The sequence below is a fragment of the Nocardia sp. NPDC049149 genome, from assembly GCF_043197455.1.
Classification (GTDB): domain Bacteria; phylum Actinomycetota; class Actinomycetes; order Mycobacteriales; family Mycobacteriaceae; genus Nocardia.
Genome location: NZ_JBICTD010000003.1, coordinates 401,072 through 414,061, shown reverse-complemented (window position 1 = coordinate 414,061; position 12,990 = coordinate 401,072). Strand labels below are relative to the sequence as shown.

Below are 12,990 nucleotides of genomic sequence, written 5' to 3'. Positions count from 1 at the left end.
GCCCCGCCGCTCAGCCCTTGACGCAGAGCACCTGCCGCAGCGTCGCGACCACATCGACCAGATCGCGCTGCGCGGCGATCACCTCGTCGATGTCCTTGTAGGCGGCCGGGATCTCGTCGACCACGCCTGCGTCCTTGCGGGACTCGACGCCCTCGGTCTGTGCGACGAGATCGGCGACGGTGAACTGCTTCTTGGCCGCATTGCGGCTCATCCGCCGTCCCGCGCCATGCGACGCCGACTGGAACGAGGCCGGATTTCCCTTGCCGCGCACCACATATGAGCGAGTACCCATCGAACCCGGGATCAGCGCGAGATCGCCATCGCCTGCACGAACCGCGCCCTTGCGGGTCACCAGCATCGGGATGCCGTCGATGAGCTCCTCGGCCACATAGTTGTGGTGACAGGAGATCGGACGCTCGAAACGCACTGCGCGCTCGGCGAATTCATCACGCACCGCCCGGCACACCAGGGCGAGCATCACCGCACGGTTACGCGCGGCGTACTCCTGCGCCCAGGTCAGATCGCGCCGGTAAGCCGCCATCTCCGGTGTCCCGGAAAGGAATACCGCCAGGTCGCGGTCGGGCAGATCGACGTTGTGCGGCAGTGCCTTCGCCACGGCCATGTGCCGCTCGGCGAGTTCCTTGCCGATGTTGCGGCTCCCCGAGTGCAGCAGGATCCACACCGCGTCGTCCTGGTCGAGGCAGATCTCGATGAAGTGGTTGCCGCCACCGAGCGTGCCCATCTGCTTGTGCGCCTTCGCCTCTCGGTTCCGCACGCCGTCGTCGAGCGAGGCGAACAAACCCCAGAAGGTGTCCCAGCCCGCGCGCAGCGTCGAGCCACCCGCGCCGAGCGCGGAAACCTCCGCGCCGAGCTTGGTGACGTTGACCGCGTCGTCGTGCGCCTGGAAGCCGACCGGCACGGCGGCCTCGATCCTCGACCGCAGCGACCGTAGGTTGTCCGGCAGGTCGGCGGCGGTGAGATCGGTCTTGACGCTCTCCATCCCGCAGCCGATGTCCACTCCGACCGCGGCGGGCGACACCGCGTCCCGCATCGCGATCACCGAGCCGACCGTTGCCCCCTTGCCGAGGTGCACGTCCGGCATCACGCGGACGCCGTGGACCCAGCGCAGCGCGGCGATGTTCCGCAGCTGTTGCAGCGCGGCCTGCTCGATCGCGTGCTCCTCGGCCCACATCAGCGTCTGCGCCTTGGTGCCGCGCAGCTCGACGGGAAACATGGTGTCGGTCCTCTCGTTGGGGATGTAATTCCTTGTCAACGGTAGGGACCGAGGGCGCGTAGTGCACTCGATTAAACGTTCGCCGCCCAGGGCGCGGTTCAGTGCGCGACGGCGATCGGGTATGCGTCCGCGGCGTTGATGTGGGCGATTCCCGTGGCCAGCCGTTCGGCGTCGGCGACGGTGATCAGGTCCTCGGCGAGCCATTCGTCGAGCAGTCTGCCGAGGCCGCGCCGCCACCACATCGCGCCGAGAAAGTGCAGTTCCGGCAGGCCGTAGCCGTCCGACGAGTAACACACCGAACGGAACGGCGCGAGTTCCAACGTTTCGGCGAGCACGGCCTGACCACGGTGTCCCACATGGGGAATGGTGAGCCCGACGTCCATGCGGACATGGTCGAAGGCGTGCGCCAGGTAGGCGGCGTTGCGATGAAACGGCCAGCAGTGCAGCAGCATCACGGTGAGCCCGGTGCCTGCGGTCTTGCGCAGAAAGTCGGTGAGCAGCAACGGATCCGCGCGCTGCAACCGCAGGTCGGTGTCGCCGAATCCGGTGTGGAATTGCAGCGGCAGCCCGAGTTCGGCGCCGACGCGGGCGCCGAGTCCGACCAGCCAGCCGAGGAAATCCGGGTCGGTAAGGCGGCGTTCGGGGATCACCGACCGCGGCGGCTGCGTGCGCAGCGGGAAGTACAGTCCGTGCCGGTAGGCGACGATCGTCTTGAGTCCGACGGCGGTGCTTGCCCGCTCGCGCAACCTGGACTCGATCTCGTCGAAAACCGTTCGGCCCGCGCCCACCTCGGCGATGACCTGCTCGGCGACATGTTCGAGGCGCACGATCTCGCGCACCTCACCGTCGGTGAGCGGGCTGAAATCCGAGACCGGGCCGCCGAATCCGGTATCGAGGAACCAGCTGGTGGTGCCGGTGGCGCGGAGCAGACGCACCGCGACCTCGCGCCAGCCGAGTTCGGCGCGGTGGGCCAGATAGGCGTCCGCGCCCACGTGCGGCGGCAGGTCGAGGGCGGGTGCGCACCACCGGCGCACCGCGAGCCCGAGCGCGGAATCGAAACTACCGGTGGCGCCTTCGCTGAGCAGCTGCTCGAAACCGGCGCGGTCCAGATCGCGCGTCAGGATCCCGTGGCAGTGGTGGTCGGTGAGCGTCAGACCATCGGTCAGCACGTCAGAACCGCCACCGCGTCAGTGCGGCAAGTTCTTCCGGGCTGGTGTCCCGGTAGCGTTCGGCTTCGGCCTTGCGCACGGTGAGCAGCGAGTCGTGCAGTTCGGGGCCCATCGCCTCGACCAGGACCGCGGAGTCGGCCAGCCGGTCGGCCGCCTCGGCAGGCTTGGTCGGCAGCCTGCGCACCCCGGAGATCATCAACTGTTCGGCGTCGAAAGCGACTGGGTCGCCGGTGATTTCGGCGGGCAGCCGCAGACCCTCTGCGACCCCGGCGAGGCCGGCGGCGATGACCGAACCCACGATCAGATACGGATTCCCGGTCGCGTCGAAGCATTTGACCTCGGCGTTGGCCGCCGACTCCTCGGTGCCGCGCACCCCGGTGACGAAACGCAGTGCCGCCTCACGGGTTTCCCGGCCCCAGCATTGCCAGACGCCTGCCCAGCGGGACGGCACCAGCCGCAGGAAGCTCGCCGGATTGCCCGCACCCACCGCGACCAACGCGGGCAGTTCCCGTAGTACGCCTGCCAGGAATGCCTCGCCCGCCGGGCGCATGCCGTACGGCCCATCGCCTGCGGCGAGCAGCGGTCCGTCGTCGTCGTGCACCGAAAAGTGCAGGTGCGCACCGGATCCGGTGCCGCCTGGTTCGAGGCACGGCGCGAGCAGCGCGCGCCACCCGTACTGCAGGCTGACCTGCCGGATGGTGTGCCGCACCAGCACCGCGTCGTCCGCGGCGCCGACCGGATCGGACGGCTGCACCGACAGCTCGAGTTGGCCGGCGGAGTACTCCGGATGGAATTGATCGACCAGGATGCCTTGCCGATCCAGCACCGCGACCAGCTCACGTGCGTAGTCGGCGACCTGTCCGAGGCGAACCATGCTGTAGGCGGGGCCGTGCACGGCGGGCACAAAATCGGTCGTACCGTCTTGTCCGACAGCCCATTCGGTCTCGAAGGCCATCGACAGCCGAAGGCCCGCCTGTCGTGCCGCCTCGGCCTGCCTGGCCGCGAAGCGCCGCTGGCAGGCGACGAAGGGGGTGCCGTCCTGGGTGTACTTGTCGGCGGGCGCCCAGGCCCAACCGGGTTGGCAGGCAAGCTCGGTCAGCATCGAGAGATCCGGCACCAGCCGCAGATCGCCGTCGGGTCCGCCGAGGTACTTGCCGGTCGCCATCAGATCGTCGAAGGAGAAGGTCTCGAAGCAGGGCGACACCCCGATGCCGGACTGCGCCGCCTGCGCGATCCGGCGCATCGGCACCGATTTCACCCGGGTGATCCCGGCGTTGTCGACGAAGGTCAGCGCGACGATGTCGGCGTCTAGCCTGCCGATCAATGCTGCGTTGTCGTCGTCGGACGGTATGCGCTCCGGCATGGTTGGCATGAGCATCAACGATAGTCGGCCGAGTCGTTCGGGGGAGCGGTGTTTCAGTTCGCGGCGAGTGCGGCGGTGATCTCCGCGCTCGTCGGTATCGAGCTGCTCGCCCCGAGCTTCGTCGTCGCCAGTGCTCCGGCGGCGGCCGCCCAGGTCAACGCCCATTCAGGTCCGCGATGCCAGGCGGCGGCCAACGCGCCCGTGAACGCGTCACCCGCACCGGTGGTGTCCACCACCTCGACGCGCAGGCTCGGCTGCGACAGCTGCGTGCCGCCGGGTCCGCGGTAGGTCACGCCGTCCCCGCCGCGCGTCACCACGACATGGGCGATCGTAGCCAGATCCGCGCCCAACTCCGCGGCCTCGCCTGAATTCACCACCGCCACATCGACATTCGCCAACAGCTCGGCGGGGAGCCGCTGCACCGGCGACGGATTGAGCAACACCGTCGTGCCGTTCGCCCTGGCATGCCGCGCTGCCGACGACACGGTGTCGAGCGGAATCTCCAACTGGCACAACAGAATATCGGCAGCCGCGATGATATCGAGGTCGTCATCGGTGAGCTCGGTCAGCCGCGCGTTCGCGCCACCGACCACGATGATGGTGTTCTCGCCGCCGCCGTCCACCACGATCGAGGCGATCCCGCTAGGTCCGTCCACGATCCGCAGCCGCCGCACACCCACCCCGGAATCGGTCAGCACGCGCCGCAGTTCACCCGCGAAGACATCGTCACCGACCGCGCCGAGAAACTGCACCGCGCCCCCGGCGCGCTGTGCGGCGATCGCCTGGTTCGAGCCCTTCCCGCCAGGCACCATCGCGAATCCGGTGCCGAGCAAGGTCTCACCCGGTTCCGGCCGCCGCTCGGTGGTGGTCACCAGATCCATGTTGATGCTGCCGAGCACTGCGATCGCGGGAACGTCCGACTTTTCGGCCATGCCGTCACACGCTAGTTGAGCGGCGGCTGGGTCTGGTGCGTCCACTGCCGCCCGTCGAACCATCGGACGATGGCCGGGTTCGCCGGATCCGGGTACCACCCTGGCGCCGCGGGCTGCGGTACGGCAGTTCGGCGATCGGACCGCAGAGCCACGCCGACGACACGGGAGATTCCGACGGCGATGAAGGGCGATAGTAGTGATAGGAGGACGACGACCGCGACGACCAGATGGGCAACTGAAATCACTTCCGAATGGGATCACGACTCTGGACGGTGCGCAGCGGTGGATTCGGTCCATGCCCGGGTCAGTAGGCTGTACCCATGACGGTAGGAACGACGACCGGGCCCGATGTCCGCGAGGTGGTGCACGATGCCGCACGCAAGGCTCGCGTCGCGTCTCGGACGCTCGCGCAGCTGACGACCGCGCAGAAGAACGAGGCACTGCACGCGGCCGCCGACGCGCTGCTCGCCGCTGCGGACACCGTGCTCGAGGCCAACGCCGAGGACACCTTGGCGGCCAAGTCGGCCAACGTCGGGGACTCGCTGATCGACCGGCTGCGGCTCACCAAATCCCGCATCGACGGCATCGCCTCCGGCCTGCGTCAGGTGGCCGCGCTGCCCGATCCGATCGGGACTGTGGTGCGCGGCTCGGTGCTGCCGAACGGGCTGGAAACGCGTCAGGTCCGGGTGCCGCTCGGCGTGGTCGGCATGGTGTACGAGGCCAGGCCGAACGTCACCGTCGACGCCTTCGGGCTCACCCTCAAGTCCGGCAACGCCGCGCTGCTGCGCGGGTCGTCCTCCGCGGCGCACTCGAATGCCGCGCTCGTCACGGTGTTGCGGGAAGCGCTTGCGGCACAGGACATCCCGGCCGACGCCGTGCAGCTGCTGCCGAGCGACGACCGGTCCAGCGTCACGCACCTGATCCAGGCCCGCGGCCTGGTCGACGTGGTGATCCCGCGCGGCGGGGCCGGCTTGATCAGCGCTGTCGTCCGCGACGCGACGGTGCCGACCATCGAGACCGGCACCGGCAACTGCCACGTCTACGTGCACGCCGCGGCCGACCTGGACATGGCCGAACAGATCCTGCTGAACGCCAAGACCCGCCGCCCCAGCGTGTGCAACGCCGCAGAGACGGTGCTCATCGACGATGCGATCGCAACCATCGCCGTGCCGAAGCTGATCGAGGCGCTGGAACGGCACGGCGTCACCGTGCACGGCGACCTGCCGGGCCTGGTGCCCGCGAACGACAAGGACTGGGGCGAGGAGTACCTCACCCTCGATATCGCGCTCAAGGTGGTCGACGGCCTGGATGCGGCCATCGACCACATCAACACCTGGGGCACCGGGCACACCGAGGCCATCGTCACCGGTGAGCTGGCCGCGGCCCGCGCCTTCACCAGCCGGGTCGATGCCGCCGCCGTCATGGTCAACGCCTCGACCGCGTTCACCGACGGCGAGCAGTTCGGCTTCGGCGCCGAGATCGGCATCTCCACCCAGAAGCTGCATGCCCGCGGCCCCATGGCACTACCGGAACTGACCTCCACCAAGTGGATCGTGTGGGGCGACGGCCAGATTCGGCCCGTATAAGTAAAGGAGCGAGCGGCCTGCGCCGCTCGTCTCCGAAGGAAGGACTGCACGTGGCCCCCATTCCCGAGACGCCCCAAGAGCCGATCTTCACCTCGGTCGATGATGTGATCGATAAGCTCGCGAGCACGGGCTATCTCGCCGACAAGGCCACCGCCACCTCGGTGTTCCTCGCCGACCGGCTCGGCAAGCCGCTGCTCATCGAGGGCCCGGCCGGCGTCGGCAAGACCGAGCTGGCGCGGGCGGTCGCCCAGACCTCCGGCGCCGAACTGGTGCGCCTGCAGTGCTACGAAGGCGTCGACGAGGCGCGCGCGCTCTACGAGTGGAACCACGCCAAGCAGATCCTGCGGATCCAGGCGTCGAGCGAAAACGACTGGGAGGAAACGAAAGCCGACGTTTTCACCGAGGAGTTCCTGCTCTCGCGGCCGCTGCTCACCGCCATCCGGCGCAGCGACCCGACGGTGCTGCTGATCGACGAGACCGACAAGGCCGACGTCGAGATCGAGGGTCTGCTGCTCGAGGTGCTGAGTGATTTCGCGGTGACCGTCCCCGAGTTGGGCACCATCACCGCCACCCGCAAGCCGTTCGTGGTGCTGACCTCCAACGCCACCAGGGAACTGTCCGAGGCGCTGAAGCGTCGCTGCCTGTACCTGCACCTGGACTTCCCGGACGAGGACCTGGAGCGCCGCATCCTGGCCAGCCGGGTGCCCGAGCTGTCCGCCGCGGTCGCCGCCCAGCTGGTGCGGATCGTGCACGTGCTGCGCGGCATGCAGCTGAAGAAGCTGCCGTCGGTGGCCGAATCGATCGACTGGGGTCGCACGCTGCTCGCGCTCGGCATGCACGATCTGGACGACACCACCGTGCGGGCCACGCTCGGCGTCGTGCTCAAGCATCAGAGCGACCACCAGCGTGCGCTGGCCGAGCTGAAGCTGGCCTGAACCGATGTCCGCGCGATCGATGCCCGCGGATGTTCCGGAGCTGAGCGCGCCGCACGGGCTGCCGGGACACCTCGTCGGCTTCGTCGAAGCGCTGCGCGAGCGGGGCATTCCGGTGGGTCCCTCGGAGACGGTGGACGCGGGCCGGGTGGTCACGGTGCTCGACCTGCTGGACCGCGAGGTGTTTCGCGAGGGCCTGGCCTGCGCGTTGCTGCGCCGCACCACGCATCGGGCGACCTTCGACGGGCTGTTCGATCTGTGGTTTCCGAGCGCGATCGGGCAGCGCAGCGCCGCCATCGACGAGGCGGAGATTCCGCGGACACCGTCAGGTGAGGTCGACATCGCGGCACTGCGGGAACTGCTCGCGGAGCTGATGGCCCAGGACGGGACCGAGGGGCAGCTGGACGCGTTGGCGGCCCAGATCGTCGAAGAGCTCGGCCAATATCAGTCCGCGAGCCGGTCGTCGTTCTCGGCGTATCAGGCACTCAAAGATGTGCAGCCGCAGACGTTGCTCGCCAAGATCCTGGCCGCGCTGGTGGCCGGACCGGACGCCAGCGCATTCGACACCGAGATCGCCAGAAGGTCTGCGCGGCAACGCATCGACGGGTTCCGCGCGTCGGTCGAGGCGGAGACCCGGCGGCGGGTCGCCGAGCGGATCGGCCGCGAACGCGTGGCGAGCTATGCGGTGTCGCGCCAGTCCGAGGACGTCGACTTCCTGCGTGCCTCGGAATCGGAACTGATCGAGATGCGGCGCAGCACCCAGCGGCTGGCCCGCATCCTCGCCTCGCGACTTGCGGTGCGGCGCAGGCGTTCCCGACGCGGCGAGATCGATCTGCGCAAGACACTGCGTAAATCGATGTCGACCGGTGGTGTGCCCATCGACCTGGTGAACCGCAAGCCGCGGCCCGGGCGACCGGAGCTGGTGCTGCTGTGTGACGTGTCCGGCTCCGTTGCCGGGTTCAGTAACTTCACCCTGCTATTGGTGAGCGCGTTGCGTGAACAGTTCTCGCGGGTAAGGATTTTCGCGTTTGTTGACCAGACCGACGAGGTGACCCGGTTCTTCGATCCGCGCACGCAGCTGGACAAGGCGATGGCCAGGATCTTCACCGAAGCGGGTGTCGTCGGCATGGACGGGCATTCCGACTACGGCAACGCGTTGGCCGGGTTCGCCAGGAACTACCCGGACGCCGTCACCAGCCGCAGTTCGCTGCTGATCCTCGGCGACGCGCGCACCAACTACCGTGACCCCGAACTGGAGACGTTGCGCGCGCTGGTGCAGACGGCGAAGCACGCACACTGGCTCAACCCGGAAATGGAAACGAACTGGGGTTCGGGCGATTCCGCCGCCGACAAGTACCGGCAGGTGATCGAGATGCACGAATGCCGCTCGGCCAGCCAGCTGACCGCGGTGGTGTCGCGGCTGCTGCCGGTGTGAGGAGGGACAGCGATGGACGAGGCGGAACTGCTGAAGTATTGCCTGACGAAACCCGGTGCCTGGCAGGACGAACCGTGGGAGGGCGATGTGGTCGCCAAGGTGGGCGACAAGATCTTCGCGTTCCTCGGGGCGACCTCGGTGGGACTCAAATGCGGTCGCACCAGGGAAGAAGCCGACGAGCTCGTCCGGGTGTATCCGAACGCCGTGGCGGCCTCGGCCTATATCGGCCGATATGGCTGGAACACGGTAGCCATCGACGGCGCGATACCGGCCGACGAGCTGCGCGAGCTGATCGACATTTCCTACGACGCGATCGTCAGCAAGTTGCCGAAATCGCGGCGGCCGACCGCCTGACCTGCATCATCAGCGTTCGTTAAGGGAACCATTGGGCGCACGCAGCAGGATTGCCCACCATGGTGGAGAGAACGCCGAACAGTGTGGCGGCGGTGGCGGACAGTTATTCGTTCCAGGTGGATCTGCGGGGGATCGTCGACTTACTCTCTCACCACCTGTACTCGAGTCCTCGGGTGTACCTGCGTGAGCTGTTGCAGAACGCAGTGGATGCTGTCACCGCGCGTGCCCAGCGAGACCGGCTGGCGCCCACCGCGATTCGGATCACCATCGACGAGACCGGGTTGCGGATCGCCGATCCGGGCGTCGGGCTGACCGAGGCCGACGTCCATCGGTTCCTCGCGACGATCGGCCGGTCGTCCAAGCGCGACGACCTGGAAGGCGCGCGGCGCGAGTTCCTCGGACAGTTCGGCATCGGGCTGCTGGCGTGCTTCACGGTGGCCGAGACGATCCGGGTGGTCACTCGGTCGGCCAGCGATCCGTCGGCCGCGCCGGTCGAATGGGTGGCCGCCGCGGACGGCACCTACTCGGTGCGGGCGCTGGCGCCCAAGGATTTCCCCGAGCCGGGCACCACGGTGCAGCTGACGCCGCGCACCGGTGCCGAGTCGTGGTTTGCGCCGCGGCGAGTGATCGAGCTGGCCCGCGAGTTCGGTTCGCTGTTGCCGTACGCGGTCACCGTCGAATCCGGTGGGGTCGTCGTGCCGATCACCGACGGACCGCCGGTGTGGCGGCGCGACTATCCGTCCCAGGTCGAGCGCAGGGCCGCGCTGCTCGACTTCGGCGAGCGCACACTGGGATTCACCCCGCTGGACCTGATCGAACTCGACACGGATCTGGCCGGGGTGAGCGGCGTCGCGTATGTGCTTGCGCAGCCGGGCAATCCGGCCGAGAGCAGCGCACACCGGGTCTACCTCAAGGGCATGTTGCTCGGCGACGCGGTGCGCGGGCTGCTGCCGGACTGGGCGTTCTTCGTGCGCTGCGTGATCGACACCGATTCGCTGCGCCCGACCGCCTCCCGCGAGGGTCTCTACGAGGACGAGCGGCTGTCCATCATCCGGGAGGTGCTCGGTGATCGGGTCCGCGACTGGCTCACCGAGATCGCGGCCGAGCAGCCGCAGCGGTTGGCCGCCTTCCTGGCGGTGCACGCGCTCGGCGTCAAGGCGATGGCAACGCATTCGCCCGAGCTGTTCCAGATCATGATGCCGCACTTGACCTTCGAGACCACGGACGGTCGAGTACCACTGACCGAGTTCGCCCGCAACCACCCCGTCATCCGGGTGACGACCACGGTGGAGGAGTTCCGCCAGGTGTCCTCGACCGCCGCGGCGCAGGGGATCGGCGTCGTCAACGGTGGCTACGCCTACGACCGCGAGCTGGTCGCGTTGCTGCCGCAGCTGCTGCCCGGCGTCGAGGTCATCGACCTCGACGCGGCCACCATCACCGCCGCGCTCGACCCGGTCGACCCGGAGGAGGAGCTGGCGCTGACGCCGATCCTCGCACTCGCACGTGCCACCATGGATCCGCTCTCGTGTGACGTGATTCTGCGTGCCTTCCACCCGGTTTCGGTGCCTGCGCTCTACCTGGACGGCCGGGCCGCACGCAACGAACGCACCAGGGCGGAGACGGCGATCGGCGCGAATGCGCTGTGGACCGAGATCCTGGACGCGCTCGACGCCGCCGCGCCCCGTGCCCAGCTGGTGCTCAACTACAACAGTCCGGTGGTGCGCAGGCTGACGCGCATCAGCGACCCCGACTTCCTCAAGACCGCGGTGGAATCGCTGTACGGGCAGGCCCTTTTGCTGACCCACCGCCCGCTGCGGGCGGCCGACACCGCATTGCTCAACCGCGCCTTCGGTGAATTCCTCAGTTGGGCAACACAACGCGCCGCGGGCGCCGGGGAAGAGACGGAGTAGGACGGTGGATGCCACCGAGATCAACCAGGCACTGGGGCAGATTTCCCGTCTGCCGCAAGGCCGAATCCGGGTGGAGCGGCTGGAAACCCTTGCGGCGGCGGCGAAATCGGGTTCGGATCGGCAGCTGGAGGGGCGGGTGCTGCTGGAGCTCGCCGAGTCGTACGCCTATGCGAGCGAGCGCGATCTGGCACCGGTCGCCTACGGCAGGCTGCTGCAGATCTATGACGAGTACCCGGCCGAACTCGGCCCGCTGACGTATTCGGTGCACTGGTACCTGAAGTGGATGACCTGGGGGCTGATCGACAACCCGGCGATACCGCTCGCCACTGTCCATCGGTGGTTCGACGAGCTCGAAAGTCGCTACCGCCAACGCGGTTACAGCCTGCGTCCGGTGCTCGCACTGCGCGCCGAGCTGGCGTGCAAGCTCGGCGACCCGGCCGAAGGCGCACGGCTGCACGAGGCGGCCATGGCGGCGCCGCGGGACAGCATGTCCGACTGCGATGCGTGCGAGCGGCACGCGTGGGGCGTCGGCAGCGCGGCGCTTGCCGACGACGCGGCCGCGCTCGCGCACTGGCAGCCGGTCATCGACGGCGAGCTGACCTGCAACGAGGAACCGCATCGGGTGCTGGCGGAGGCTTTGCTGCCGTTGGTGCGCACGGGCCGGGTCGCGGAGGCGCGCGGTGCCCATCTGGCGGGCTATCCGCTGGCTCGCCACAGCGACAGCCTGCGTCCTTCGGTCGCGTTGCACATCGAGTTCTGCGCGCTGACCGGCAACGAAGGCCGCGGGCTCGAGATTCTCGCCGAGCATGCGCGGTGGCTCGCCGATCCCGGCGCGGACGCAGGCGCGCGACTGTCGTTCCTCACCGGGGTGTGCGTGCTGCTGCGCAGGCTGGCGACGCTCGGGCTCGGGCATCTGCCTGTCGCGTCGAGTACCGTGGATTCGTTACTGGCGGAACTGGATACGGAGATCGCCGGCCTCTGCACGCGATATGACCTGCGCAACGGAAACACCTCGGTGAGCACCAGGATCGCCGCGCGACTTGCCGCGCAGCCGCTGCTCGAACGACTACCGCTCGGTGTGCGCAGCCGGCTACGGCAGCCGATAGTCTCCGGCCGCGGCGTCACGATGGCGACCTCGGCCGGTCACGCGGTCGCCCCGGACGAGCTCACGGCGTCCGGCCCCATCCGAGTCGTCGGTGGCAGACCGCGCACCGTCGCCGCGGACGACCGGATCGCCGAGGTGCGCCGGTTGTCCGAACTCGGCACGGCGTGCCTGGCAGGCGCGCCCGCGGAAGCCGAAGCGCGGCTGCGCGAAGCGTTGTCGATCGGCGTCGGCATCGTGCCCGCCGAAGAACTGGCGCGGCTCAGCTCACAGCTGGTCACCGCGATCGCCGGACAGCCGGACCGCGACATCGACGTGGCCGACGCCGCGGTGCGCGCCGCTGCCCGATGGGAAGGTCTGTCTGAACCAGACCTGTTGCACCACACCGTGATCGCGGCACGCGCCTTCCGCCGCGCCGAACGGCACGGCGAGGCGGTCGCGCTTTTCGAAGAGGCGTTGGCGAGCAACAGTGTTCCCTATCCGGCCGCCGAATTGGCGGTGGTGCTCGGTCAATTCGGTGAATCGTTGAATGCGCTGCGCCGCTACGAGGACGCCGCACGGCAATTCGCGGCGGGCGCACAGCTCATCGAGCAGGAGCCCGATCGGCTCGAACTGCGGGCCGAGCTCGCCATGTCGGCCGCTAAGGCGCTGGATCGTTGTGATCAGGACGAGGCGGCGATGGCCGCTTATTTGCGGGCCGCGCAACTGTGCGGCGAGCTCGGGCGGCTTGCGTGGCGGGCGCACTGTGTGCGCGCCGCATCCTGGCTGCAGATGTGGACGAACGAGGCGGTCGACGGCAAGCCATGGCTCAGCGCGATGCACGGGTTGATCGACGAGCTGGAGCAAGCCGTGCGCCAGGCGCCGAGCGCGGAGCTCACCGACGAACTCGCGGAGACCCGTCGGCACCTCGACGAAATGCTCGACGCCGACGACGAGGACTGGTCGGCGGATCAGTAGCCGGGTACGGGTGGAA

Annotated in this window: 11 protein-coding genes; 6 read left to right on the top strand and 5 right to left on the bottom strand. The window is 68.7% G+C overall.

The window, feature by feature from the left end; all coding sequences use genetic code 11:
* Positions 1–10: 10 nt before the first annotated feature.
* The 5 genes from ACGFNJ_RS12765 to ACGFNJ_RS12745 all read right to left on the bottom strand — a co-directional run bounded on the left by ACGFNJ_RS12765 (position 11) and on the right by ACGFNJ_RS12745 (position 4,850).
* Positions 11–1,234 carry an RtcB family protein gene (locus ACGFNJ_RS12765; RefSeq protein WP_393446658.1) on the bottom strand — a complete coding sequence of 408 codons (1,224 nt, stop codon included), beginning with the start codon at positions 1,232–1,234 and terminating at the stop codon, positions 11–13.
* A gap of 98 nt (positions 1,235–1,332) precedes the next feature.
* Complete coding sequence (locus ACGFNJ_RS12760; protein ID WP_393446656.1) at positions 1,333–2,403, bottom strand: amidohydrolase family protein; 1,071 nt, start codon at positions 2,401–2,403, stop codon at positions 1,333–1,335.
* A 1-nt stretch (position 2,404) separates the two neighbouring features.
* Complete coding sequence (locus tag ACGFNJ_RS12755) at positions 2,405–3,775, bottom strand: glutamine synthetase (RefSeq protein WP_393446654.1); 1,371 nt, start codon at positions 3,773–3,775, stop codon at positions 2,405–2,407.
* A gap of 44 nt (positions 3,776–3,819) precedes the next feature.
* Positions 3,820–4,698, bottom strand: coding sequence for a ribokinase (locus ACGFNJ_RS12750; RefSeq protein WP_393446652.1), 879 nt, complete (start codon positions 4,696–4,698; stop codon positions 3,820–3,822).
* 11 nt (positions 4,699–4,709) lie between these two features.
* Positions 4,710–4,850 (bottom strand): DUF2510 domain-containing protein, encoded by a 141-nt coding sequence (locus ACGFNJ_RS12745; RefSeq protein WP_393447820.1) that lies wholly within the window; start codon positions 4,848–4,850, stop codon positions 4,710–4,712.
* A 168-nt stretch (positions 4,851–5,018) separates the two neighbouring features.
* On the opposite strand from ACGFNJ_RS12745, the gene ACGFNJ_RS12740 reads away from it, so the two are divergent.
* Genes ACGFNJ_RS12740 through ACGFNJ_RS12715 form a run of 6 tightly spaced genes read left to right on the top strand, consistent with a single transcriptional unit; the run spans position 5,019 to position 12,974 of the window.
* Positions 5,019–6,284 (top strand): glutamate-5-semialdehyde dehydrogenase, encoded by a 1,266-nt coding sequence (locus ACGFNJ_RS12740; RefSeq protein ID WP_393446650.1) that lies wholly within the window; start codon positions 5,019–5,021, stop codon positions 6,282–6,284.
* A 50-nt stretch (positions 6,285–6,334) separates the two neighbouring features.
* Positions 6,335–7,219, top strand: a complete 885-nt coding sequence (locus ACGFNJ_RS12735; RefSeq protein WP_393446648.1) for an AAA family ATPase — start codon at positions 6,335–6,337, stop codon at positions 7,217–7,219.
* Positions 7,220–7,223: 4 nt separating this feature from the next.
* A complete protein-coding gene (locus tag ACGFNJ_RS12730; protein ID WP_393446646.1) occupies positions 7,224–8,651 on the top strand; it encodes a VWA domain-containing protein in 1,428 nt (475 codons plus the stop codon).
* A gap of 12 nt (positions 8,652–8,663) precedes the next feature.
* Positions 8,664–9,005, top strand: a complete 342-nt coding sequence (locus ACGFNJ_RS12725) for an MmcQ/YjbR family DNA-binding protein (protein ID WP_393446644.1) — start codon at positions 8,664–8,666, stop codon at positions 9,003–9,005.
* Between the two features lie 59 nt (positions 9,006–9,064).
* A complete protein-coding gene (locus tag ACGFNJ_RS12720; protein ID WP_393446642.1) occupies positions 9,065–10,915 on the top strand; it encodes an HSP90 family protein in 1,851 nt (616 codons plus the stop codon).
* Between the two features lie 4 nt (positions 10,916–10,919).
* Entirely contained in the window at positions 10,920–12,974 is a 2,055-nt protein-coding gene (locus ACGFNJ_RS12715) for a hypothetical protein (protein WP_393446640.1), read from the top strand.
* Positions 12,975–12,990 lie beyond the last annotated feature (16 nt).